The organism is Heliophilum fasciatum, from assembly GCF_004341395.1.
GTDB lineage: Bacteria > Bacillota > Desulfitobacteriia > Heliobacteriales > Heliobacteriaceae > Heliophilum > Heliophilum fasciatum.
In genome coordinates, this window is record NZ_SLXT01000007.1 from 1 (window position 1) to 25,365 (window position 25,365).

Sequence of the window (25,365 nt, forward strand, 5' to 3'; positions counted from 1 at the left end):
CTGCCAAGGGCAGTGCTGGGTAGCTATGTCGGGAGCGGATAAGCACTGAAAGCATCTAAGTGCGAAACCGACCCAAAGATGAGACTTCCCACTACACAAGTAGGTAAGACTCCAGAAAGACGATCTGGTCGATCGGCCCGGCATGTACGCACCGCGAGGTGTTCAGTGGACGGGTACGAATCAGTCGAGGTCTTGACCTAACAGGATGTTAGGTCGTTCGCGGTGGCCTGGATGGCCACAACCGCGAACTTCCTTTCGTCCGCAGGACGACGTGAGGTCGTTCGTCGCCGCCCGGAAGGCGAGGGCGACGGACTTCCTTACTGATGGTCAGTTCGCGGCGGCCGTGATGGCCGACAGCCGCGAACATCCATTGTCCGCAGAATAATTCATCACTCACTAAAATGACTGTGCAGTTTTCAGGGAGCAGAGCAGATCCCCTTCAGGTCGGACCGGGGCGTAGCTCAGCTTGGTAGAGCGCTACCTTGGGGTGGTAGAGGCCGCACGTTCAAGTCGTGTCGCTCCGACCATAGAATTTCAAATGCGGTCGTGGCGGAATTGGCAGACGCGCAAGATTCAGGTTCTTGTAGTCGCAAGGCTGTGGAGGTTCAAGTCCTCTCGACCGCACCATTAAAAAAGTAACCCGTGTTATGAAATCATAACGCGGGTTTTTTGTTTACCTATATTGAGTAGCAAATTGGCATAAAGTATAATGATTTTACAAATAATATTTTATTCACAAAACGGATTATTGAAGGAGGGGATGAAATTGATCTCAAGAGCTGTTTGTAAGAGGCTCATTCTGACCATGATGGTGTACTGCTTATTTTCTTTCGCAACGATTTCAGCAGCAGTAGCATCCGGTGACAGTCCTTCCATTGAACTTAGTTCTTCTCAAGTCGGAATCCTCGACACCAGTGGAAATCGCTATTGGGATCTTGCCGGGAAGCGTAATGTGATGCATGCAAGTGGCGAAGTATTTCGAGTTATGGGCGTATCTTATTTTCGGGCCATTTATGATACGGCGCCGGGGTGCGGTTTTAGCGACTTAGGCAGTGTAAGTGAACCGGAAGAAGGGCAACGGCTAGCCCTTTCGCCCTATGCGATGGCTTTTATTGATACGCAAGAGATCACACAAGGTCACCTCTATCTTCTCAAATCCCAGTCACTTGGCTATTTTGCTGTCTATGTCCATAAGCTTGAGCGTACCGATGATGGCTCTGTCCGCATGACCTTCCGTATTTTTAATGTGAATAGTTCACCATCCCAACCTGCGACATCGAGTTCCGAGTCGACGCAACCAATAACGCCCCAGCAAACCACGGCACAATCAACAACATCTCAGCCTTCCGGAGCAACTCAATCTTCCGGAGCAATCCAATCTTCCGGCACGGAACGAACGACATTGACCGATCTGGACGGCACGATTTATACCGGTGAAGTGAAAAACGGCAAACCCGATGGTGCAGGTAACATGCTTTGGCCTGACGGTGCCGAGTACACCGGTGAGTGGCAAGAAGGGAAAATGCACGGACAAGGATCGATGACCTTTGCCGATGGCAGCAAATATATCGGCGATTACAAGCAAGGAAAACGTGATGGAACGGGTCTATACAAATGGGCGAATGGCGATCGCTATGACGGTGAATGGAAAAACGGTATGGAGAACGGACAAGGAACCTTTACGGCCGCTAATGGAACTGTACAAAAAGGCGAATTCCGTAATGGTAAATTGGTCAATAAGGCGCAAACACTGTCATCTGCATTAGCCAAACCGGATACAGCAGCGCCTCGACTGATTGATTTTGCCAAAGGTGTGTCCAAACAAGGCCCCAAAATCGTCAATGACCGGACCTTTGTTCCCATGCGTGTATTGTTTGAGGCGTTGGGAGCTTCTGTGCAGTGGAATGAGGAAAAACAATCAATCACCGCTTCACGGGGAACGAACTTTATTGAACTGGTTATCGGTGTAGATGAAGTTTCTTTTAACGGGCAACCCCGAAAAATCGATGCTGCACCGTTTAAGGTAGAAACCCCTGAAGGTGGGTTGACCTATGTTCCGCTGCGTGTGGCCGCCGATGCGCTTGGTGAGCCGGTCGCTTATGATGCGGCAACGAAAAAAGTGACTTTTGGCAATTTCTATTTTTATCTTGACGGTGGACAATCTTCGACCACATCGTCATCGCCATCATTACCATCTACGTCTCCCGCCATATCGCCATCCACAGGTGGGACAGCAGCGAATGCCCCGGCAGTATCCGATGAAAATCCTGCTCAGCCCGCTTCCACGAGCCCGGCCTTTACCGGCGCGAGCGGTTCTTTTGAACTGACTATCTATAAAGGATACATCTTTTCGATGCAAAGTGTTGTGGAAAGCAGCGAGAATGCCGATCTCAACTTTATCGACAGCCGCAAATATACGGGCGTTGCCCGGTTGACGGCCGCACAGATTAAAGAGTTTGCAGAGAAGCCTGATACAGCGGCAATTACAGCCCAAGAAATGAGCAACTGGAAAGATTATGTTCTCGGTATTGCACCGGATTATTACTATATCATCCGCGCCAAAGATGGCCGTTGCTACCGATTGAAGCTGAAAGCCTTTGAGAATCAAGGTAAGGCTATGTCCTACTGGCGTGCTTCCTTTGATTATGAAGAGATCGAAGTCAAGTAGACAGCATAAAAGTCAAATCGACAGACATATAAAAGCAAGGGGCCTTCGTGTGCAAACGAAGAGCCCCTCTTTTTTTACTGAATCAACCGGCGGCGCATCAGGTGAATGGGAGGAGCTAACAGCAGTGCAGAACCGATAAAAAACCACAGTACATGCTCGCCAATCGTCGGCCACGCCGGCTGCCCAAGGGCGAGGGCGCGACAAACTTCCACACTGTGTGAAAGCGGATTGAACCAAGCCAGCTTTTGTGCCCAGACGGGCATGCCCGTAAGCGGAAAGAAAACACCACCAAACAAGTACAGGGGCGTCACAAACAAAGTGATGTAGTAGTTAAAATAGTCGATGTTCGGTGCCAGACAAGTGTACGTGACGGCCATCAGCGAGAAAAAGAGGCCCGGCAGGATCAGAAACAGCGGGATTAGCAAGGCCAGGGAGGAGCGTACCTGGCCCATGACGGCAATCACGAGCAAGATAACGGCGCCAAAAACAACACACTTGATCATCCCAAAGAGCGCTTCGGCGATAATAATATCCCGTACTGTGACCGGACCAGCCAAGATGGCATGAAAGGTTTTCTGGTAATGAAGGCGGACAAAACTGCCATAAGTGCATTCAAAGGTTGCCGCAAACATGGCCGAAGAGGCAACGATGCCCGGTGCAATGTATTCCATGTAACTGATGCCTTCCATCTCCTGGACGAAAGCGCCAAGACCGTAGCCCATAGCTGTGAGATAAAGAAAAGGCTCAAAAAAGTTAAACATCGTGTTGGTCCAAAAGGTCCGGCTAAATATGGTCAGGTGGCGACGTAATATGCGCCATGGTTCGATCATCGTTTTTCCTCCTCGGACGTTGTACCGGTCAGTTTCAAATAGACATCTTCCAGGTGCGCCGAGCGTAGGTGGCATACTTTCGGTGGGAGTCCCCAGCTTTCTAAGCGGGACCAGAGATCGTTGCCGTCGTGGGCAAAAAAGAACAAGCTATCGGCCACGGTTTCGACTTGTCCGCCATAGGCGCGCACTTGATCGACAACAGCGGCAGGAACTTGGCTTTGCGGCAGATGAACCTCGATGACATAGGGAAGCACATGTTCCTGCACCAGTTGCTCCGGCGAGCCTTCCGCCAGAATCTGACCGGCTTCCATGATGACGAGGCGATCACAAAGTTGCCGGGCTTCCTCCATGTAATGCGTGGTGAGCACGAGGCTGATCCCTTCACTTTTAAGTAAGCGCAGTTTTTGCCATACCAGATGGCGCGCTTGGGGGTCCAGGCCTGTCGTAGGCTCGTCGAGAATCAGCAAGCGAGGGCGGTTCATCAACGCGCGCGCAATGACCAAGCGCCGTTTAAGACCGCCGGAAAGCTCATCGGGAGATACGTTAACTTTATCATCAAGGCCCCAAAACTGCAGATATTCGGTGGCACGGGCCTTGCCTTCCTGCGATGATAAGCCAAAAAGTGCGCCAAAGACAGTGAGATTCTCCAGCACCGTTAAGTCCGGATCCAGATTATCTTCTTGGGGAACTACGCCCAGTCGGGCTTTGAGGGACGGTGGTGTGAGCGTAATCTTTTGGTCAAACAGCCAGAGGCCCCCTTGATCAACCGTAGAAAGACCGTAGATCATTTTTAAAGTCGTACTTTTGCCGGCACCGTTATGGCCGAGAAAACCAAAGCATTCGCCTTCGTTAATGGCAAACGAAATATCCCGCACGGCCCGCAGTGATCCGTACGACTTGGATAGGCGTTCCGCACGAACAACGCAAGACATGAGCATCGCTCCTTTCGTGTATATAAATATCTTTCATATATATTAATGATCAATTATGCAAGCCAACGAAGAAGCTATTCAAAGTCCCTCGCTTTTATGGCATAATGGTAACAAGTAGCGTATCGCGTCACAAAAGGAAAGGTGACAAGGAGAGTGGCAGAAGTGGCCAACGAGCAATCAGGGACGATGGATGTATCGCTGTTACTCAGCGAACTGAAACAAGCGAATAGCCAAATGGGCCAAGTTGTGAAAACCATCGATCACATCACCAAGCAAACGAATTTGTTGGCGTTGAATTCTTCGATCGAAGCGGCGCGGGCCGGCGAGGCCGGTCGGGGTTTTAGTGTGGTCGCCAGTGAGATCAAAAAATTGGCCGACCGCAGTTTTTCCGCGACGAAAGAAAGTAACGAACTGCTCAATAATATCAAGAAAAAAGCCAACGATGTGATCGCTGTTCGTACGGCTGATGTTGCCTATGATACCATAGACAAAATTGATCGCAACTTGTTTGAGCGCAATTGCGATGTCCAAGCTTGGGCGACCTTTGATCTGATCCGCCAATGTGCGGCCGAGCCTTCGCCGAATAACGTCGATGAAGCGGGCCGGCTTTTGAAGCGAATCGCCGAGATTTATGAGATCTATTATGAAATCATGCTTCTTGACACGCAGGGCCGTGTGATCGCTACCGGCGTGCACCGCAACCTCATGGGCGAAAATTTGTCTGACCGCGACTGGTTCCGTGACGCTCTGCGCAATAATGATGTGACGGTGACGGATTTATATTATTCTCGGGCGGTTGACGGTCACACGGTTGCCTATTCTGCGCCGGTACGTGATGCCAGCGGCAGTGCGATCGGTGTACTGTCTACACGGTTTAACTGGAAATACATCTATGATATCATTGACTCGGCCCGGATTGGAACGCACAGTGATTTGTTTATTGTTAACAAAGAAGGCACCGTCATTGCTTCGCGGGATCGTGAGGGAATTCTGCAGCAAAAACTGACTAACCTTCAAGCGGTGCAACGGGCGCTGAACGGGGAGCCTTATGGCTATACGATCGAGCGTGATCAGTTTGGTAAGATGCAGATTTTTGGATACGCCCATACCCGAGGATATAACTCCTATAAGGGCAAAGGCTGGTCGGCCATTGTCAGCGAATTGCTAGACGGTTAAGTTCAAAGCGAAACGATGATGCGCTGATTGTCAAAGCGTAGCATACCAATAAATCAATGCGTAACGTACCAATAAATCAAAGCGCAGCCTACTAATGGAAAACACGCTATCTTTCTACGATAGCGTGTTTTTGATTTCATAAAAATCGCTGTAGTTCTCAAGAAGCAGGCCCACCAGATCGGCATCAATGGCTCCACTATGAACAGAATCACGGAGAATACTGCAAATACGATCTTTGGGCATTCCGGGACGGTACGGACGGTCTTCAATTAGTGCCGAGAAGATATCAGCAACGGCCACAATACGACTGCCTTGGCACAGTTTGGCGCCGGGGATACGAAAGGGGTAGCCGGAACCGTCGACCCGCTCGTGGTGATAGGCAGCCCACTCGGCGATATCGGCAAATCCGGGAATCTTGTGGAGAAGATGATAGGTATAATAGGTGTGTTGTTTCATGATGCTGTATTCATCACGGGTAAGTGCGCCCGGTTTTTCCAGGATCGATTCAGGGATGCTTAGTTTGCCCAAGTCATGAAGCAAGCTGGCGATTTCCATTTTCATTGTTTGCGATGGTGTCCAACCGGCAAGTTCGGCCAGACGTTTTGCTGATGCCGATACGAGACGGGAGTGGCGCAGGGTAAAGCGGCTTTTGCGATCGATCAGTTCGCCAAACAGTCGGGCGACGCCGCGCAGATCTTCATTATCAAATTGGATGACGGTGTTCCCTTGCTTCAAGGCAGCCAGGGTGGCTTCCTCGAGAAAGATGGAAGAGAGATCGAGCCAGAAGTTTTCCGGTTTGGCTGCCTCATAGAGCGCACTACGAATGTCCGGGTGGAGGGCACCATGAAAATAATTATCAATATGTTCCAAGATGGAGTTACGCTGGATCAAAAGTGGTTTACCGACGAGAGCGACTTCGAAGCGATCGGCGAGATGAATAATATGGCCCAGAAACGGCAACGAAGTATCCGGCAATGAAGCCGATGCCGGTGCCGACGCTGATGCCGATGCCGATGTCGGCGTTAAGGCGTAATCTGCCGTATCAGATTGCCAAAAATCATGATGGTGCAGGATAACTTCGGCAATGGAAGCGAAAGCAGGTACCGTTTTGAGCAAGTGATAACCTTCGGTGCAATGCAGGTGCGGTGTGACCATTTCCAGTTGGGATAAGGGTTGCTTATCCTGGAAGGTAATCGCGCCGATATCATGGACACTGGCGGCGCAGAAAAGAATGAGCATGTCCCGATCCGATAAGCCCAAATGCTTGCCGATCTGTACGGCGATGTAGGTTGCTCGTCGATGATGGCGGGTTAACCCCTCGGCCGTGAAGTCTAACGCAGTAGACAAGGCGCTGAGGAAATGGGTTATTTCGGTTGAAATAAAATGGGACATGATGTCACCCCTTTTATGCTGGTGAAGGAATTGCACATATGGAAATTCATCCTTTTTTAACTGTTCTCATTTTAACATAATTCAACAAAATCAGCAGAAGCATTTCTGTTAATTTTACCGGATAGCCTCTTGACTCGCTGGCCAGATGTAGTATTCTATTAATTGGGTCTTTTTCGAGGGGGTGAAAACCATGAATCATTGGCAAACCGTCGAATGTACGGAATGCGGAACGGTGCGCAATCGTGTGCCGAGTCACCGGGTAACGGACGAACTGCGCGCGGAAATGGAACGCACCCACCTGTGCCCTTATTGTGAGCATACGGAAGCACGTCCTCTGGAAGAGGGCATCGCCTAAGCATTTGGCTACGGTCAAAGACATATTGCACAGAAGCATCAGCGGGTCGGCAACAACGTCGGCCCTTTTTTTATTTTTGACGGTGAGATTAACAAAGACTTTGCATAGCATAAAGGAAAACCGTAGCCAATTCCCCCTATATTCAGGTATGATAGGGGTAGCATTAAAAAAAAGAGGTGAGGAAAGTTGGCGGAATGTTATACGATTCCTGGGATATCACGGGTTGCGTATTTTTGTATGGAATATGGCCTTGCGGCAGAGATGCCAATCTATTCCGGTGGGTTGGGGATTTTAGCAGGTGACTATATCAAAGCCGCAAAAGAACTGAGTCGCCCTTTGGTTGCAATTGGTATTCTTTGGAGACAGGGGTACACAGAACAACATATTGATGAAAATGGCCAACCTTATGATACGTTCAGGGATTATGACTTTTCCCATCTTCAAGATACGGGGATTACTGTCAAGGTACATGTTCGCAGTGATGAAGTGACCTGTAAAGTCTGGCTTTGTGAAAACTACGGTAATGTGCCGCTGTATCTTCTCGATGCCGGCTTCCCTGGCAGCCCTCATGCGTGGATGACCAAACAGTTGTATGGCGGTGGCCGAGAAGAGCGCATTGCCGCAGAGATTATTCTGGGCATTGGCGGTATCCGGGCGTTGCGTGCATTGAACCTCGATGTAGATGCCTATCATTTCAATGAGGGGCATGCTGTGTTTGCCGGGACTGAATTAATCCGTGAAAAGATGGCCGAGGGACATTCTTTTGAGCATGCCTGGCTCGAAACACGGCAATCGGTCGTCTTTACGACGCATACACCGGTAGCTGCCGGCAATGAAGTGCACGGCCATGATATTTTACAACAGATGAATGCCTATAACGGCTTAACCTATGATCAAATGCGCGAACTCGGCGGCGATCCTTTCAGCATGACCGTAGCCGGGTTGCGTCTGGCCTATATGGCCAATGGTGTTTCGAAGCTGCACGGTCGGACGGTACAGCGCATGTGGGGCCACCTCGAAGGTGTGCCGTTGATCTTCTCGATTACCAACGGTGTGCACCCGGGGACGTGGCAAGATCCGCGGATCAAGCAAGCTTTTGAAACACGGGGCGATCTCTGGGCGATCCACATGGATAATAAGCGCCAGCTTTTGCAGTATGTGAAAGATACGATGGGTGTCCAACTGCGTGAGGAGTCGTTGCTTCTCGGGTTTGCCCGCCGTGCCGCTTCCTATAAGCGCGGTGACTTGATTTTCCGTGATCTGGATATCATCGATCCGTACCTGGCCACCGGGAAGATTCAAATTATTTTTTCTTCGAAGGCGCATCCGGCTGATACCATGGGTAAAGAGATCATCGCCAACTTGGTTAAATTCCAGAAAAAGTATCCCAACAGCGTTGTCTTTTTGGAAAACTACAACATGGAGATTGCCAAAAAACTCGTTCGCGGTTGCGATGTTTGGCTGAACAATCCACGGCGGCCGCAGGAAGCCTCCGGTACTTCGGGGATGAAGGCAGCGATGAACGGTGTCTTAAACCTGACGGTGGAAGACGGCTGGGTTGGCGAAGGGGTTCAGCATGGCATCAATGGCTGGTTGCTGGATTTTCATCCCGGTGAAGACACGGCGCCGGCAGATCAGGATGTATGGGATATGCATTCCCTCTATCGCATCCTTTTGCAGGAAGTGTTGCCGACGTACTCGAAAAACCGCAAGCATTGGGTTGAGATGATGCAATTGAGCATTGATATGTCGCGTTGGCAGTTCTCGGCCCATCGCATGTGCCGTGAGTACTATGATTTGATGTATACACCGATCGTCAACAACCGTAAAAACCGTTTGCTTCAAACGGTAATGTAACCGTGCCATAACAAAAAGATCATGTTTTCATAACAGTGATGTCTTACGATGTACCAGTGATCACAGACTCCTCCTGGTAGACAATTTACTAGCCGCAAGGATGCTGCTAGGCTCAAGCCGTTACATTGTTGAGCAGGTACGAGCGATAAAAAAAGCGATAAAACGGGTGCATTGTGCTCCCGTTTTCGCTTATTAGGAGTGAATCGGGATGCCCACTGAGGCAACAGACAATGCTGGAATCCATGCAGCAAGTGGAACCGTGTCCAAGAATTTTGCAAGGTATGAATATTTTACAAACCGGGAATTAAGTTGGCTGGAATTTAATCAGCGGGTGTTGGAAGAAGCGATGGATGGAACCAATCCACTGCTGGAACGGTTGAAATTTATGGCTATCGTTTCTTCCAATCTCGATGAATTTTTTATGGTTCGTGTTGCTGGTGTACAAGATCAGATTGAAGTGGGCCTGACCAAGAAAGACCCGGCTGGTCTGACACCGATGGCGCAAATGAAGCAGATTGCTTTGCGTGCCCATGAATTGGTGAAGGAGCAATACGGTCATTTTTCGGAGCACATCGTCCCCGAACTGCGGGCGAAGGGAATTCGTTGCTTAGGCTATGATGAGTTAAATCGCCAGCAAAAGGCCTTTGTGGAACAGTATTTTGAGCAGACCGTCTATCCGGTATTGACACCGATGGCCGTCGATCAAAGCCGTCCCTTTCCCTTATTGGCCAATAAAAGCTTGAATTTGGCCGTACTCTTGGAAGCGGATCAAGCGCTGGTGGGACGCAAGACCGTCTTTGCTTTTGTGCAGATCCCGGTGCTGCTGCCCCGGTGTATCCGGTTACCCAGTAATCGTGGTGTATCTTTCATCTATTTGGAAGAAGTCATTAAAAGCAACTTGGATGTGCTTTTTCGCGGGAACCGGGTGATCGAGTCGGCTACCTTCCGGATTACCCGTAATGCTGATTTGGCGGTCGATGAAGAAGGTGCCGAGGATCTGCTGGAAGCGATCGAAAAAGAACTGCAAAAACGCAAATGGGGTGCTGCGGTTCGTTTGGAGATCGAAGCCGGTGTCAGCAGTCGGCTCAAGAATTACTTGAAAGATGATTTGGAACTTGGTGAAGAAGACGTCTATTTGATGCCGGGGCCGCTGGATTTGACGGCCATGTATCGCATTGCCGATCTTCCCGGCTTTGAACATTTGCGCCATCGTAAGATGGTGCCTTCCGTGCCGGAGGATCTAGCGGATGCCAAGGACTTGTACCAGGCGATCAGCCAAAAGGATATCTTGGTTCATCACCCCTATGAATCGTTTCAATGTGTCATCGATTTTGTGACGCAAGCCGCCAATGATCCCCATGTGCTGGCGATCAAGCAAACGCTGTATCGGGTCAGCGGTGATTCGCCGATCATTGCGGCCTTAGCTGATGCGGCGACGAAGGGCAAGCAGGTTACGGTGCTGGTGGAGTTAAAAGCGCGCTTTGATGAGGAGCGGAATATTGCCTGGGCCAAGAAGCTGGAACAGTCCGGTTGCCATGTGGTGTATGGCTTGGTCGGGCTGAAGACTCACGCCAAGATTACCTTGGTGGTGCGTCAGGAAAAAGGACGCATCCGGCGCTATGTTCACTTAGGTACGGGCAATTATAACGATTCCACAGCGCGGTTTTATACGGATTTTGGTTTGTTTACCTGTGACGAGCGCTTTGGCGCCGATGCGACGGATTTTTTCAATGAAATCACGGGTTACTCACTGCCTTCGAGCTGGCGGGAGATCGAAGTGGCGCCGCTGGGGTTACGCAAAAAGCTATTAGATCTGATTGAGCGGGAGATCAGTTTGACGACGCCGGAAAAGCCGGGTCGCATCATCGCCAAGATGAATTCACTGACTGATGAGCATATGATCCAAGCGCTCTATCGTGCGTCGACGGCTGGTGTGCATATTGAGTTGATCGTGCGCGGGATATGTTGTTTGCGGCCGGGGATACCGGGTGTGAGCGAACATATTAAGGTGATCAGTATTGTCGATCGCTTTTTGGAGCATCACCGGATCTACTATTTTCACAACGGTGGGCAAGAGGAGTTGTATCTCTCCAGTGCTGACTTGATGACGCGCAATTTGGATCGCCGTGTGGAATTGTTGTTTCCGGTCAAAAAACCGCGTTTGCTCCGGCGGATCAAGGGAATTTTGATCGTCATGCTCCATGATAATGTGCGGGCGCGCCGGTTGCGTTCTGATGGGAAATATGATCGTGTTCAGCCGCAAGGGCAAGCGCGCCTGCAAAGTCAGGTTTGTTTTTTGCGGCTCTTGCAGCGCAAGCCTCAGCGCGGTGGCGACCGGTGGGATGCCTTGCCGACATGGGAAGATGTGGCGACCTCCCCGCAGGTTATCTGCCCGGCTTGCACGACCGAAGAGGATTTGTGTACGCTGAAAACACCGGGTGCGGTAGCGCCGGCGGGGCCATGTGCGGTAGCGCCGGCGGAGTCAGATGCGGCAGCGCCGGAGGAGTCCGATGTGGCAGTGCCGGAGGAGTCGGATGCGGCAGCGCCGGAGGAGTCAGGTGCGGCAGCGCCGGAGGAGTCAGATGCGGCAGAGTCGGACGAGTCAGCAGCGGTAGCGCCGGAGGAGTCAGATGTGGCAGAGTCGGACGAGTCAGCAGCGGTAGCGCCGGAGGAGTCAGATGTGGCAGCGCCGGAGGAGTCAGATGCGGCAGCGCCGGAGGAGTCAGATGCGGCAGAGTCGGACGAGTCAGCAGCAGCAGAGTCGGACGAGTCGGTGGCGACATCGAAGATACCGCCATGGCGGCTCCAAGAGAACTGATGATCTACACCCATTGATTGGTATAAACGAAAAGCCTGAGCTCCCATCATGAGCTCAGGCTTTTATTATGTTGGAAAGAACCTTATACTAGAAAAAACGGTACGCAAATGAGGGAAAGCATTGCAAAAAGAGTGGCTTACGTATGTCGTTAAAGAAGCAGAGGACGGAAGGGTACTGCGGTCAGTGATGCGCGGCGGTATGAAGCTTTCGGGACGAATGCTGCAAAAATTAACGCGCAGTGACGGTTTTCGTGTTAACGGCAAAAAAACGTTTTTGAATCAAAAGGTACAAGCCGGCGATCAGATCACAATTTGTATCGCCGAAGAAGAGCAAAGCACCGTAGCACCGGTGGAGATGCCTTTGCAGATTGCCTATGAAGATGCTCATGTGTTGGTGCTCAATAAGCCGCCAGGCATCGAAGTGCATCCGCCGGAACAACGGGCCAAGTTCCGACCGACGCTGGCTCATGGCGTGGCCTACTATTTTGAGCAGATCGGCCTTCAAGCCAAGGTTCGGCCGCTGCACCGGCTAGATAAAGATACGACGGGCCTGGTTGTCTTTGTGAAAAGCGCCTTTGCCCATCAGGCCCTTGATCGGCAACTGCGCAAAGGTGGTATCAAGCGCACCTACCTAGCGATTGTCCACGGTACACCGGCGGAACAAGCGGGGACGATCACCGGGCCGATTGCCCGCGATCCGGATCGCCCCATGCTACGTTGTGTCGCCGAAGGCGGCGAGGAGGCCATCACCCATTACCGCGTGATCCAGTCTTTTCGTGAGCCCAATTCGGACAAACCTTGCGCGCTGCTGGCGCTTCGTCTGGAAACGGGACGAACCCATCAAATCCGCGTGCATTTGCGCTATCAGGGTTGGCCGATTTTCGGTGATGATGATTATGGCGGTTATGCGGAGTCAATCGATCGCCAGGCGCTCCATGCTGCGTCCGTGCACTTTGCCCATGTGGAAACGGGCCAACCGGTAGAAGTCAAGGCCGCGTTGCCGGAGGATATGGCACGACTCTTGCCGGAGACAATCGGTCCGGAGGGGTTTGATGAGTGGGTCGCTGAGTGGCGTTCAAAATGATAGCAACAAAGAAAGAGGCAGTACGATGCGGTTACGTAGAATAGCAGGCACAAAAGAGAAAATTGTCCAACATACCAACTACCTGGTGCTTGATCCTGGGCACTGGCGAGGCCGGTGGGATGAATTTTTTGAACAGCGACGTACAGGCACCCTGGCGGTACGGCGACCGCTTTATCTGGAACTGGGTATCGGTCGAGGTACTTTTATCACGACGATGGCGACAAGGTCGACCGATGTGAACTGGTTAGGTGCGGAACTTCGTGAAGAAGTGCTGCTGGAGGCGATTGAAAAAGCAAATGCAGGGGAAATGCCCAACTTGGCTTTTCTTTGGATCGACATCGAGCGGATTGCCGAACTGTTCGCACCGGGCGAAGTGGATCGTATCTATCTGCATTTCTCCGACCCGTGGCCCAAAAAGCGACAAGCCAAGCGGCGCTTAACGCATCCGCGTTTTCTGGAGCGTTACAAACAATTTTTACGTCCCGGTGGAGAGATTTACTTGAAATCCGATAATCGTGATCTTTTTGATTTTTCCCTGACATCACTGGCGGACCATGGTTTTTCCCTCACGGAAGTAAGTTATGACTGGCATGGTGAGCGAAAAACCAGTGACGAAGCAGAAGTCATGACTGAATATGAGCGCCGTTTTGTCGGTATGAACATGCCGATTCATCGTTGCGTCGCCGTTAACTTATCCCCGGCGGCTGAGCCGAGATGATCAGGTTGTGGTCAAATACTTTTTTGAAGTCACTGGCCACTTTGCAGGCATCGAACACTTCTAATTCCGCCGGTACGGACGTAATGGCGATCAGATGAACGGCCCCCACATGTTGATGGCAGCGCAGATCCTGGATAACGGCGGCTTCGCTGCGATCGAGCGATTCGGCAATGCGGAGGATGATCGAAAGTTTGCGCAGTGTTTTCCAATCTTCCTCGCTGAGGATATCGCGGTACGCTGTTGGTGAAGGGACCAGCGGTTTTGTATGCGCAGCGGCTACAAAGGCGGCCATGATGATCTCGCGATGGGTTAAGCCATTGATGCGGGAATTAGCGATCAGGTAGAAGCTGTGCTTGTAGTGTTCATAATAGTTTACTTGAATACCGACATCGTGGAGCAGGGAAGCCACTTCCAGAACCTTGCGCTCGTTGCTGCCTAATCCGTGCAGCGGCTGCAGTTGATCGAACATGGAAAGCGTTAAGTGCGCCACGTGGCAACTGTGACCTGTTTCCATGTGGTAGTAGCGCAAGATGTTGTTGACGCTGTGCTGCAGGACATTGTCAACTAACGGGACCGCTTGATGGCGCAAGAGATGCTGGTACCAAAGACCGTCGCGAAGGCCTGAGCCGCTGACGATCATCTCCTTGGCTTGCGTCATCTCACTGAGAATGTGAACAATGGCCGATCCGGCCACAATAATATCGGCCCGGTCTCTGGAGAGGCCGGGTGTTTTTTTGCGCTGTTCGAGGTTTTGGCCCCGCAATTGGCGATAGATTTCGCTGGCATCTTTGCATTTCATACGGTAGTTATGCATGATGCTCAGCGAGTATTTTTTGCGTTTGCGGTCGATTTTGGATAAGTTGCGGATGGTACCGCCGATGCCGATCAACACCGGCGCGGTGATGCCGGTGAGCCAGGGGATGGCGGCAAATTGTGAACGCAAAAAATCCTCCAACTTACGGATCTGCTCGTCCGACAGTTTATGCCCTTCAAGCACCGTTTCGGTTAAGTTGACGGCACCGTACGGAAGGCTGATGGCTTGAATCAACTGCCGATCTTGCATGAGAATGATTTCGGTGGAGCCGCCACCGATATCGACGATCAGGCCGTTAGGGGCGTCGAGGGTATTGGCAACACCGATATGGACGGCTTGCGCTTCTTCCATGCCGGAAAAAACACGGACACGCAGGCCGGTGGCTTCGTACACTTGCTGCAAGAATTGCCCTTGGTTGGTTGCCTGGCGCACGGCGGCTGTAGCGACGGCAATCGTTTCGGTTACGCCGTAGGCGCGGCATAAATGTTGGAAAAGCCGTAACGCGGCGATCGTTCGCTCGATGGCTGCCGGTTTGAGGGTAGCTTCTGCGCCCATGTGCTCACTGAGGCGAACGCTTTCTTTCGCTTCGTCAAGTAGTTTATAAGAACCATCGTCGGCGACGCCGACGATCATCAGGCGTACCGAGTTGGAACCCAAATCGATAATGCCGATATTTTTCAAAGAAATCGCCTCTCTTACAATTGATCCATGGCCCGGACCGGGCGCTCTGTGGCGCTGTTGTGTGGGCCCCTGAGGTAGAACAATGCGTTCGTCGTACAACAATACTTTCTAAATTAGAACAAAAAAATGAGCGATGTGCAATAACAACCTCTGCTTGATCGCAACAAAAATGTAACGGAAACAATTAATAAATTTGCTGTTGACAAAGATATATTTAGGTGCTAGAATACCTAATAGAAGGACGGTGAACACAAATGGCGGGAGCGATACGCATTACGGAAGCCACTTCGCTAGCGCTTCACGGATTGACCATGTTGGCCGGAACCGAAAAAGCAGTACTCAGTGTCCGGGAAATGGCCCAGGAGATGGCCGCTTCCGAAGCCCACTTGGCCAAAGTATTGCAACGTCTTGTCAAAGCCGGCTTGGTTCGTTCCGGACGAGGGCCTACTGGAGGGTTCTCGCTGGCGAAGCCCAAAGAAGAAATTAACTTATTAGACATTTATGAAGCCATGGAAGGACCGCTCATATCCGGTTGTTATCTCAATCATACCGAGTGTATGTTTGCCGAGTGCATCTTCGGCAATATGCTCGACCAATTAACCAAAGAATTTCGCAATTACCTAGCGTCCCGTGATCTGAATTCTTTTGCCGGGGCACTGCGCTGTAAACAGAAAGGAGATTCCCATGACACAACAAATGCGTGAAATCATTCGAATCGATGAAGAAAAATGTAACGGCTGCGGTCTTTGTGTTCCTTCCTGCGCGGAAGGGGCGCTGCAGATTATCGACGGCAAAGCACGGATCGTCAAAGATTCTTTTTGTGACGGCCTTGGCGCCTGCCTCGGTGAATGCCCGCAGGGGGCACTGTCGATTGAAAAACGCCTGACCGATGCTTTTGATGAAGAAGCGGTGCATGAGCACATGAAAACGCTGGGTAAAGCGGCGCCTGCCGCTCCAGCAGCTTCGCATGATTGTGGATGCGGTGATGGGGGCCACAGCCACCATGCATACCACAGCCACCAAGGCCACCATGCAGCCCAAGCCGCAGCCGCGACGCCGGCAGTAGCCGCTACAACAGCAACGGCCCCAGCAGCGGAACCGCCGCGCATGGGTGGCTGCCCCGGCAGTGCGCTTCGGATGATGCAGCGTGAAAAAGCGGCCCCAGCGCAGGCAGCAACGCCGGCACAAGGGGCAGAGCGGCCCTCGGAGTTGACCCACTGGCCGGTACAACTCAAACTGGTTCCGGTGCAAGCGCCCTTTTTTGAAGATGCCCGGCTCGTTGTCGCGGCTGACTGTGCGGCCTTTGCCTATGCGGACTTCCATCAGCGCTTTTTACAAGGCAAGTCGCTGGTCATCGCTTGCCCCAAGCTTGACGATATCGCTTTTTACCGTCAAAAATTGACGCAGATCTTCCGGCAAAACCGGATTCGCTCCATCGATGTGATCCATATGGAAGTGCCTTGCTGTACGGGGCTGGTTCATGTGGTGCAAGAAGCGTTGAACGATGCCGGCCGGGGTGCCCAGGCCGATGCGGGCCTGCGGATTCCGCTGAATCTCGTGAAAATCGGCATTGCCGGACAGGTACTGGCGGAGCAAAAGGGCTAAGCAGGAATATTGCGAATATTGAAGAATAATGTAATTGTCTGTGATTGTTATCGCCAGGCGGTCGGCGAACTACCGCCTGGTGTAACGATAAAGACAGTATCGGCGAGCGTGGCTTGCGATGATACTGCTCGGTGTATGCCTGATAAAAAAAGAGGAGGAACCCGAATGTTTTGTTTTCAATGTGAACAAACGGCAAAGGGAACAGGCTGTACAATCAAAGGTGTTTGCGGCAAGGACGCATCCACGGCAGCACTGCAAGATCTGCTCGTAGAAGTCACCAAAGGCATAGCACAATATGAACACCGCGCACGGTTGCTCGGCTCCCGGAACCGCGATGTTGATCACTATATCATCCAGGCGTTGTTTACGACGGTCACCAACGTCAACTTTGACCCGGAACGCCTGCAAGGCATCGTACTCGAAGGCGCTGCCCAAAAGCAAGCGGCCCGTCAGCGCTATGAAGCTGCTTGTGCCCAAGCGGGACAAACACCGGAGCAACTCGATGGACCTGCGCTTTGGGAACCGGCAGCCGATCTGGCTGGGTTAGTGGCCCAAGGCGGAGCCGTAGCGATTACCTCGCGCCAACAAACCCACGGTCAAGATATCTCGGCACTGCAAGAACTGATCGTTTACGGCCTCAAAGGCACGGCTGCCTATGCCGAGCATGCTTGTGTGCTGGGCCAAGAAGATGATGCCGTCTATGACTTTTTCCATGAAGCACTCAACTTTTTGACCTTGCCGCCGGCGCTGGATAAGCTGGTCGGTATGGCGCTGAAAGTGGGCGAAGTGAACCTGCGCGTCATGGAACTCTTAGATGCTGCCAATACGGGGGCCTACGGTCATCCCGTGCCGACGCCGGTGCGCGTCACCCCGGTTCAGGGCAAAGCCATCCTCGTGTCCGGCCACGATCTCAAAGATCTGGAAGCGCTGCTCAAGCAAACCGAAGGCACCGGCATCAACATCTACACCCACGGTGAAATGCTACCGGCCCATGGCTATCCGGAACTGAAAAAGTACGCCCATCTCGTCGGCAACTACGGCGGTGCTTGGCAGGATCAACAAAAAGAATTCGACGCCTTCCCCGGCGCGATTTTGATGACGACCAACTGCATTCAAAAGCCGGCGGAAACGTATAAAGCCCGCATCTTTACGAGCGGCCTCGTCGCTTGGCCCGGCGTTACGCACATTGCCGATCAAAACTTTGCCCCGGTGATTGCGGCAGCCCAAGAAGCGGCCGGTTTCGCCGCTGATGAAGCAGAAAAAACGATCCTCGTTGGCTTTGGACGCAATGCCGTACTCGGTGTGGCTGACAAAGTGATCGATGCTGTCAAAGCCGGCGCGATTCGCCACTTCTTCCTCATCGGTGGTTGCGACGGTGCCAAGTCGGGCCGGAACTACTTCACTGAAATGGCCACCCAAGCACCGCAAGATACGGTGATCTTGACGCTGGCCTGCGGCAAATACCGTTTCAACAAGCTTGATTTTGGTGATATCGGCGGCATCCCCCGCTTGCTCGACGTGGGACAATGTAACGATGCCTACTCGGCCATCAAAATCGCTGTGGCCTTGGCCGACGCCTTTGGTACTGATGTGAACTCCTTGCCGCTGTCGCTGGTGCTTTCTTGGTACGAGCAAAAAGCGGTATGTATCCTCCTCACGCTGCTCCACTTGGGCATCAAGAACATCCGTCTTGGCCCGAGCCTGCCGGCCTTTGTGACACCGGCGGTGCTGCAAGTACTGGTCGATAACTTCAACATCATGCCGATCGGCACGGCCGAAGAGGATCTGCAAGCCATCTTGGGCTAAGATCCGACGGAATGGCCAGGGATGGTCATCTACGCTCCTTGCTTCCCCCCCCCAAGGGAGGCAGGGAGCTTTTTTTATGGAAGGGCAGAACAGTGAAAAAATCGTGAAACCGGCGAAAGACCTTCCTGGGAGATGGTATAATAAACACCAAGAACAACAAGGAGGGGGTTCTATGGGCCTTGCTGACATCGATTTGTCACCGCGCATTTCGGAGCGGGAATACGAAGAAAAACTGCGCCGGTTGCAGCTTGAACTGCTGGACTATCAATATCGGATCATCGAAGAAAAAGTCCCGGTGATTCTCGTTTTTGAAGGCTGGGATGCTTCCGGGAAAGGCGGAGCCATCCGGCGCTTGACGGAGCAGTCCGACCCCCGTACATATCGTGTGCACCCGATCGGTGCGCCCACACCGGAAGAAATGCGGTATCACTATCTGCGCCGCTTTTGGGCACGGTTGCCTCGTCGTGGTCAGATCGGGATCTTTGATCGCAGTTGGTATGGACGCGTGTTGGTGGAACGGGTGGAAAAGCTCTGCTCCAAAAAAGAATGGCAACGAGCCTACGAGGAAATCAATGGTTTTGAGCAGGTTTTGGTTGACGACGGGACCTTGTTGATCAAGTTTTTTCTGCATATCAGCAAAGAAGAACAGTTACAACGATTTAAGGACCGCGAAAAAAGCCCCTGGAAACGCTGGAAGATCACCGACGAAGACTGGCGCAATCGGGAAAAATGGGATCGCTATGAGGAAGCGATTGAAGAAATGCTGGCAAAAACCCATACCAAGCATGCACCTTGGCAAGTCATTGCCGGTGAACAAAAGAAGTACGCCCGGATTCAGGTGCTGCAAATTGTGCTGGAACATTATCAAAAAGTATTTGGCAAGTAAGCGGCGTAGTAAGAAAGGATGAAGCGATTGGTGAAGACAACAAGCAAAAAAGCCATTCTCCTGGTGGCCTTTGGCACAGCCGTACCTTCGGCCCGGGCGGCTTTAGACAACATTGGTGAGCATATCCGTAGCGCTTTTCCTGATGTAGAAGTGCGCTGGGCCTTTACGGCCAACTTTATCCGGGCCAAGCTGGCTCGGCAAGGTGAACTGATCGATAGCCCGGTGACGGCGCTCGCCAAGCTGATGGATGAAGGGGTTACCCATGTGGCGGTGCAGTCACTTCACATGTTCCCGGGCTATGAGTATCATGATCTGGAAAATCTGGTGCAGCGTCTTGCCGGTGGGTCCCGTCGCGACGGCAGCAAGTTTCGCTTTCAGCGCGTCGTGGTCGGTAAGCCCATGCTCTACCGGGAAAGCGATTACCGGGAAGTGAGTGAGGCGTTGCAAGCCTTGCTGCCCGATGAAGAGCGGGCGGTGGTCTTGATGGGCCATGGCACAGAGCACTCATCCTTTGCTGTCTTTGGCTGCCTCAACGATATGCTCCGCCGCCAAAATGATCGGATCTTTTTGGGTACGGTGGAAGGCTATCCAACGATCGATGATGTCATGGCGGACCTGCAAAAAACAGCCCATCGTGCGGTGACGCTGGTGCCCTTTATGGTGGTGGCCGGTGATCATGCACTCCATGATATGATCGGCAACGATCCAGAATCGTGGAAGTCGCGGCTGAGCGCAGCCGGCTATGATGTGCAAGCCGATATGCGCGGCCTTGGTGAGATTGACGCCTTCGCCCAGATCTTTGTGCAGCATTTGCAGGAAGCCATGGCGGCGCTGCAACCGCCGACGCTGGTGACGGAGTAGGTTGGCAGAGGTCGTTGCTGATGTCGTTGCTGACGTGCGGATACACGTGATCAAGCTGAACCGACGCTAATGATGGAGTAGATTGGAAGTCGTTCTCTGCGGTGACCGTTTTGGCCTTTGCTTGTGCGCATAATGAATACATGGTAAAATTATGTAACCAAAGGCTCAGTGGATCGCTGGGAGGGAAGGAAATGCGTTTTTTTAATACGGCCGGTCCGGTGAATGAGCAAGATCATTATTGTTTGCCTCCGCTTGAACGATGGGATCTGGAAGAAATTATTCGACTCATCGATCAAAAAAAGTATTTTGTACTCCATGCGCCACGGCAGACGGGCAAGACGACTTGTTTACTGGCATTGATGAATTATTTGAACCAAGAGGGCCGATACCGTTGCGTGTATGTGAATGTAGAGTCAGCACAAGCGGCACGGGAAGATGTGGATCGCGGCATCAGTGCGATTTTGCGCCGGTTGGCGACGCAGGCGCGGGATCTTTTTGATGATTCTTATCCGGAACAACTGCTGCCCGATATCCTAGCCACCAACAGCGGCGTTTCGGCATTGGAAGAGATGTTGATCGGCTGGGCGAAAAAAAGCCCGAAGCCTTTAGTGCTTTTAATCGATGAGATTGATTCGCTGGTTGGCGATACGTTGATTGCCGTGCTGCGCCAGTTGCGTTCGGGATACGCAGGGCGGCCTAAGCGATTTCCGCAAAGTATCTTGCTCTGTGGTGTGCGCAATGTCCAGGACTATCGCATTCATTCAGCGCAGGAAAAGGCGATCATCACCGGTGGGAGCGCTTTTAATATTAAGGCGGAATCATTACGCCTTGTTGATTTCCGTCGAGACGATATGGAACGGCTTTACGGGATCCACACGGTCGAGACGGGCCAAGTTTTTACGCCGGAAGCGCTGGATGAAGCATGGCTACTGACACAAGGACAACCGTGGTTAATCAATGCGTTGGCTTATGAAGTTTGTTTCAAAATCAAAACAGGCCGTGATCGCCGTCAGTCGATCACCCGGGCGATGATACAAGCGGCGAAGGAAAATCTGATTCTGCGACGAGAAACTCATCTGGATCAGTTAACGGACAAGCTGCAAGAGGAACGGGTGCGGCGTGTGATCGCTCCAATGCTTTCCGGTGTACCGGTGATGGGGAATTTGCGCCCTGATGACATTCAGTATGTGGTCGATCTGGGGCTGTTGCGGCAAGCTCGCAATGGGGAATTGTCCATCGCCAATCCAATTTATGCTGAAGTCATTCCCCGGGAACTGGCATGGACGATCCAGTCGGGGTTATCGGAAAAAACGGCTTGGTATGTGACTGCTGACGGTCGGTTGGATATGAGTAAGCTGCTGACGGCGTTTCAGCATTTTTTTCAAGAACATGCGGAACATTGGGTTGAGCGATATCAGTATAAAGAAGCTGGGCCGCAGTTGTTGTTGCAGGCTTTTTTGCAACGGATTGTCAACGGTGGTGGCCAGATTGAGCGGGAATACGGTTTGGGGCGGATGCGTACTGATTTGCTGGTGACCTGGCCCTATTTGGTAGGGCAAGCGGGATCAGCGCAGGAATATCGGCAAGCCCAAGAAAAAGGCCGACAAAAAATCGTGATCGAGCTCAAGTTGTTGCATAAAAGCCGCCAAGCCACTATCGATGCCGGGTTAGCGCAAACCTGGGAATACCTTGACCGCATGCAGGCGGCGGAAGGGCACTTGGTGATTTTTGATCGAACACCGGAAAAGTCCTGGGAGGAAAAGTTGTTTCAAGACAAACAAAAGTACCGTGGACGGGAGATTTGGATCTGGGGGATGTAGCACCGGATATGCCGTTGAACGATGAGGAGCCATCGAATGTTTCGGTGGCTTTTTTTATTGCCGAAAAGCCAAGGTCACTTCCTTTTATTCCCTCTGAACATATAGTAGTCATAAGGAGGGGATGTTGATGTGGTCCAGAACTCAAATCACGTTGATGGCAGCGGTCGGTTTCGGTGTAATTTCCTTTTTGATTCTCGGTGTTGCTTATTTTATGAGGCTTCCCAGTGAAGGCGCTATTGTATCAGTTTTTACGTCCACGGCTACCGGTGTTGTCGCCTTTCTCTTAGGAATGACGCAACCGTTGCGCGAAGAAATCAACCGGGAAATCGCCCGGGAAGAACGTAAGGAAGGCGACCCTAAATAAAGCCTATGGTATAATGAAGCGACCGCTCCAAAGAAAGAGGTTGGAAGAGGATTGCTGCTAGTTATTGCTGAAAAGCCATCAGCGGCGCGCGACATTGCCCGTGTGATCGCACCACAGGCGCACAAAACGCCCGATGGATTTCTGGCCGATGCGAACTGTGTGATCGCCCACGCACGGGGCCATCTGGTCGAACTGGTCTTGCCGCCGGAGATCGATCCCAAATACAAACGCTGGAGTTATGAGCACTTGCCGATCCTGCCGGAGCGGATTCCGCTTAAACTGCGGTATGGCGCTGCCAAGGAGTTTGAGGCGCTCAAACGCCTGCTGCGCGATCGCCGCTTTGAAGCGGTCGTCTGCGCGACGGACGCCGGGCGGGAAGGCCAGTTGATCTTTGACTTTATTTACGAGCATGCCGGCGGACAGTTGCCAGTGCAGCGGCTGTGGCTTTCCACGTTTACCGATGATGGTATTCGCCGGGCTTGGCAAGCGATGAAAAGCCACAGCGCCTATGCCAACTTGTCCTTGGCGGCGCGCTTGCGTTCATACTCGGATTGGGTCGTCGGGATGAACGCCTGCCCGGCTGTTTCGCTGGCAGCCAAGGCGACGATCAATGTAGGACGAGTCATGACGCCGACGCTGAAATTGATCGTGGAACGGACACGCGAAAACGAGAACTTTGTCCCGCGCACTTATTTTCAAGTGGTTGCCGAATTCGGCGAATTGTACCGCGGTACCTTGCTCGATGATGCCGGAGAAAAGCTGGCTGAACTGGAGCAGCGCGAAGCGGCGGAGCGTGTGGTTGAGCGCATTACCGGGCAGATGGGCCAAGTGCTCAGCTATCAAGTGAAGCGGGAAAAGCGCTACGCCAAGCCACTGTACAACCTCGGCGACTTGCAGGTAGAAGCCGCGCGGTTGCTGGGTTTTACGGCCGATCACACGCTGGAAGTGGCGCAAAAGCTTTATCAGGATCGCAAGTGCCTTTCTTACCCGCGGACAAGCTCTCGCCATTTGGAAAAAGCCATGCTGCCGGAGTTGCCCAAGCATATCCGGGCTGTGGCTGCCATCCCGGAAGTGAGCGAAGTGGCCCAAGCGATTTTAGCCAAGCCCTTGCCGTCGTTAAGCAAAGCCTATGTCGATGACACGAAAGTCACCGATCACCATGGCTTGATCCCCACGGAAAAGCCGGCCACCATGGCCGGTTGGTCTGAAGATGAACGGCGGCTGTTTTTGATGGTGGTCCGGCGTTTTCTGGCGATCTTTTTGCCGCCGGCCGAATATGACAAAACGACGATCATTACCGGCGTGCCCGATCAAAAAGGCGATCGCTTTCGCTCGACCGGCAGCCAGTTGATCGTGCCGGGCTGGCAAGTGTTGTACCCCTCTGCTTCGGCAGGCGGGGAGAAGAACGGCGAATCCGGTGCCAAAAATGATGACGATGAGCCCGATCAAGGCGCGTTGCCGGTCGTGGCTACCGGTGCAACCTATCCCGTTACCGGTAGCACTATAGAAGAAAAGCAAACCAAACCACGGCCTCTCTATACGGATGGTTCCTTGATCCGGGCGATGCAAAACATTGCGGCGCAACTGGACGATGCTGCGCTCAAATCGATTCTCAAACCGCTGGGGCTGGGCACCGAAGCGACGCGGGCAGCAACGATCGAAAAGCTGATCAAGCTGGGCATGGTGGCCCGTACCGGCAAAGGTAAGACGAAGCAACTGGTCGCTACCCAATTTGGCCATCAAGTGATCGATGCCATTGCCGATGAAGCGATCAAATCACCGGCCTTGACGGCGCTTTGGGAAGACAAACTGGCCCAAGTGGAAGAGGGTCAATTGCCGGAAGCGATCTACCGGCAGGAACTGGGCGAATATGTGCGCCGCCTGATCGATACGCTGCGCAGTCAGGCCAAGCCGGTGCAAGCGGCGCCGAAACGGGGAACCGGTACGAGTGCGGTAATGACCGGTGCGGAGGAAGGGGCAACCGGCGGTAGCGCTCGGGGACGCGGACGGAGCACAAGCGGTAAAGCCGGTGGTGCAACGAAAGTAGGCGCAACCTCAGCCGGCGTCGCCAAGCGGGCTGCGCGATCAACCGAATTGTCCCCTACCGGCGATGCCCCGTTCGGGACTTGTCCGCTTTGTGGTAAACCGATCATCGAGGGGAAGCGCGGTTATGGCTGCTCCGGTTGGCGCAGTGGCTGCCCCTTTGTTATCTGGAAGCAGATCGCCGGCAAAACCTTAACCTCATCGATGGTCAAGGACCTGATCCAAAAGGGACGGACCCGCAAGCTTACGGGCTTTACTAACAAAGAAGGACAAAAGTTCGAAGCCAGCCTGGTTTTGCAAAACGGGCAGGTTACCTTCGACTTCCGCAACGGTTAGCCATGGTCTATACGTACATTGTGCGCTGCGCTGATGGTACGCTGTATACCGGGTGGACTGTCGATGTGCCGGCCCGCATGGCTGCTCACAATGCCGGTCACGGAGCACGCTATACGCGGGGGCGCCTGCCGGTAACGCTCGTTTATACCGAAGAGCACCCCACTCGCCGCCAAGCCCAGCAGCGGGAAGCAGCGATCAAAAAACTGTCACGAAAGGCCAAAGAACAGTTGCTTCAGCAAACCGGCGAAACGGAGAACGATGAAAAACACAAGCAATTCGATTGCTCGAAATTAACGTAATAACGTACTACGAAGAGTCAG

Annotated in this window: 20 protein-coding genes, 2 tRNA genes and 1 rRNA gene; 19 read left to right on the plus strand and 4 right to left on the minus strand. The window is 52.5% G+C overall.

Translation table 11 applies throughout. The features are described from left to right. From EDD73_RS04970 to EDD73_RS04985, 4 genes are all read left to right on the plus strand, one after another. Nucleotides 1-200, plus strand: a 23S ribosomal RNA gene (locus EDD73_RS04970); the annotation flags it as partial. Nucleotides 201-450: 250 nt separating this feature from the next. After that, nucleotides 451-527, plus strand: a tRNA-Pro gene (locus EDD73_RS04975). A gap of 13 nt (nucleotides 528-540) precedes the next feature. Further along, nucleotides 541-627, plus strand: a tRNA-Leu gene (locus EDD73_RS04980). A gap of 178 nt (nucleotides 628-805) precedes the next feature. After that, nucleotides 806-2,668, plus strand: coding sequence for a copper amine oxidase N-terminal domain-containing protein (locus EDD73_RS04985; RefSeq protein WP_165876335.1), 1,863 nt, complete (start codon nucleotides 806-808; stop codon nucleotides 2,666-2,668). Between the two features lie 74 nt (nucleotides 2,669-2,742). On the opposite strand, the gene EDD73_RS04990 is transcribed toward EDD73_RS04985, so the two are convergent. Then, nucleotides 2,743-3,498, minus strand: a complete 756-nt coding sequence (locus tag EDD73_RS04990) for an ABC transporter permease (RefSeq protein ID WP_131918681.1) — start codon at nucleotides 3,496-3,498, stop codon at nucleotides 2,743-2,745. Further along, the gene (locus EDD73_RS04995) at nucleotides 3,495-4,430 is read right to left on the minus strand and encodes an ABC transporter ATP-binding protein (protein ID WP_131918682.1); all 936 of its coding nucleotides are present in this window, start codon (nucleotides 4,428-4,430) and stop codon (nucleotides 3,495-3,497) included. Before EDD73_RS04995 ends, EDD73_RS04990 begins: the two co-directional genes overlap by 4 nt. Before the next feature lie 162 nt (nucleotides 4,431-4,592). On the opposite strand from EDD73_RS04995, the gene EDD73_RS05000 reads away from it, so the two are divergent. Further along, nucleotides 4,593-5,606, plus strand: coding sequence for a methyl-accepting chemotaxis protein (locus tag EDD73_RS05000; protein ID WP_131918683.1), 1,014 nt, complete (start codon nucleotides 4,593-4,595; stop codon nucleotides 5,604-5,606). 114 nt (nucleotides 5,607-5,720) lie between these two features. Here EDD73_RS05000 and EDD73_RS05005 read toward each other — a convergent pair whose 3' ends face one another. Beyond that, the gene (locus EDD73_RS05005) at nucleotides 5,721-6,998 is read right to left on the minus strand and encodes an HD-GYP domain-containing protein (RefSeq protein WP_131918684.1); all 1,278 of its coding nucleotides are present in this window, start codon (nucleotides 6,996-6,998) and stop codon (nucleotides 5,721-5,723) included. Between the two features lie 190 nt (nucleotides 6,999-7,188). Here EDD73_RS05005 and EDD73_RS14800 point away from each other — a divergent pair, with 190 nt between their 5' ends. The 5 genes from EDD73_RS14800 to trmB all read left to right on the plus strand — a co-directional run bounded on the left by EDD73_RS14800 (nucleotide 7,189) and on the right by trmB (nucleotide 13,829). Beyond that, the gene (locus EDD73_RS14800) at nucleotides 7,189-7,353 is read left to right on the plus strand and encodes a hypothetical protein (RefSeq protein ID WP_165876336.1); all 165 of its coding nucleotides are present in this window, start codon (nucleotides 7,189-7,191) and stop codon (nucleotides 7,351-7,353) included. Between the two features lie 186 nt (nucleotides 7,354-7,539). Next, nucleotides 7,540-9,210 carry an alpha-glucan family phosphorylase gene (glgP, locus tag EDD73_RS05010; protein WP_264672912.1) on the plus strand — a complete coding sequence of 557 codons (1,671 nt, stop codon included), beginning with the start codon at nucleotides 7,540-7,542 and terminating at the stop codon, nucleotides 9,208-9,210. 208 nt (nucleotides 9,211-9,418) lie between these two features. Beyond that, entirely contained in the window at nucleotides 9,419-12,028 is a 2,610-nt protein-coding gene (locus tag EDD73_RS05015; protein WP_131918685.1) for an RNA degradosome polyphosphate kinase, read from the plus strand. A gap of 120 nt (nucleotides 12,029-12,148) precedes the next feature. Next, nucleotides 12,149-13,111: an RluA family pseudouridine synthase gene (locus tag EDD73_RS05020; protein WP_131918686.1), complete on the plus strand. Its 963-nt coding sequence runs from the start codon at nucleotides 12,149-12,151 to the stop codon at nucleotides 13,109-13,111. 25 nt (nucleotides 13,112-13,136) lie between these two features. Further along, entirely contained in the window at nucleotides 13,137-13,829 is a 693-nt protein-coding gene (trmB, locus tag EDD73_RS05025) for a tRNA (guanosine(46)-N7)-methyltransferase TrmB (RefSeq protein ID WP_131918687.1), read from the plus strand. Here the strand turns inward: trmB and ppx are convergent. Then, entirely contained in the window at nucleotides 13,798-15,324 is a 1,527-nt protein-coding gene (gene ppx, locus EDD73_RS05030) for an exopolyphosphatase (RefSeq protein WP_131918688.1), read from the minus strand. The two genes, trmB and ppx, sit on opposite strands and share 32 nt — an antisense overlap. A 254-nt stretch (nucleotides 15,325-15,578) precedes the next feature. Between ppx and EDD73_RS05035 the strand changes: the two genes are divergently transcribed. The 9 genes from EDD73_RS05035 (at nucleotide 15,579) to EDD73_RS05075 (ending at nucleotide 25,344) form a co-directional block, all read left to right on the plus strand. Then, nucleotides 15,579-16,028: an RrF2 family transcriptional regulator gene (locus EDD73_RS05035; RefSeq protein ID WP_131918689.1), complete on the plus strand. Its 450-nt coding sequence runs from the start codon at nucleotides 15,579-15,581 to the stop codon at nucleotides 16,026-16,028. Then, nucleotides 16,009-16,929 carry an ATP-binding protein gene (locus EDD73_RS05040; protein WP_243116802.1) on the plus strand — a complete coding sequence of 307 codons (921 nt, stop codon included), beginning with the start codon at nucleotides 16,009-16,011 and terminating at the stop codon, nucleotides 16,927-16,929. Before EDD73_RS05035 ends, EDD73_RS05040 begins: the two co-directional genes overlap by 20 nt. 165 nt (nucleotides 16,930-17,094) lie before the next feature. Continuing rightward, nucleotides 17,095-18,735 (plus strand): hydroxylamine reductase, encoded by a 1,641-nt coding sequence (hcp, locus tag EDD73_RS05045; protein ID WP_131918690.1) that lies wholly within the window; start codon nucleotides 17,095-17,097, stop codon nucleotides 18,733-18,735. Nucleotides 18,736-18,907: 172 nt separating this feature from the next. Further along, complete coding sequence (locus tag EDD73_RS05050) at nucleotides 18,908-19,621, plus strand: polyphosphate kinase 2 family protein (protein ID WP_131918691.1); 714 nt, start codon at nucleotides 18,908-18,910, stop codon at nucleotides 19,619-19,621. A gap of 30 nt (nucleotides 19,622-19,651) precedes the next feature. Beyond that, entirely contained in the window at nucleotides 19,652-20,482 is an 831-nt protein-coding gene (locus EDD73_RS05055) for a sirohydrochlorin cobaltochelatase (RefSeq protein ID WP_243116803.1), read from the plus strand. A 191-nt stretch (nucleotides 20,483-20,673) separates the two neighbouring features. Further along, entirely contained in the window at nucleotides 20,674-22,302 is a 1,629-nt protein-coding gene (locus EDD73_RS05060) for an ATP-binding protein (RefSeq protein WP_131918693.1), read from the plus strand. A gap of 127 nt (nucleotides 22,303-22,429) precedes the next feature. Then, nucleotides 22,430-22,666 (plus strand): hypothetical protein, encoded by a 237-nt coding sequence (locus EDD73_RS05065; RefSeq protein ID WP_131918694.1) that lies wholly within the window; start codon nucleotides 22,430-22,432, stop codon nucleotides 22,664-22,666. A gap of 51 nt (nucleotides 22,667-22,717) precedes the next feature. After that, nucleotides 22,718-25,045: a type IA DNA topoisomerase gene (locus EDD73_RS05070; protein ID WP_131918695.1), complete on the plus strand. Its 2,328-nt coding sequence runs from the start codon at nucleotides 22,718-22,720 to the stop codon at nucleotides 25,043-25,045. A 2-nt stretch (nucleotides 25,046-25,047) separates the two neighbouring features. Then, nucleotides 25,048-25,344, plus strand: a complete 297-nt coding sequence (locus EDD73_RS05075) for a GIY-YIG nuclease family protein (RefSeq protein WP_131918696.1) — start codon at nucleotides 25,048-25,050, stop codon at nucleotides 25,342-25,344. The last annotated feature ends 21 nt before the right edge of the window (nucleotides 25,345-25,365 follow it).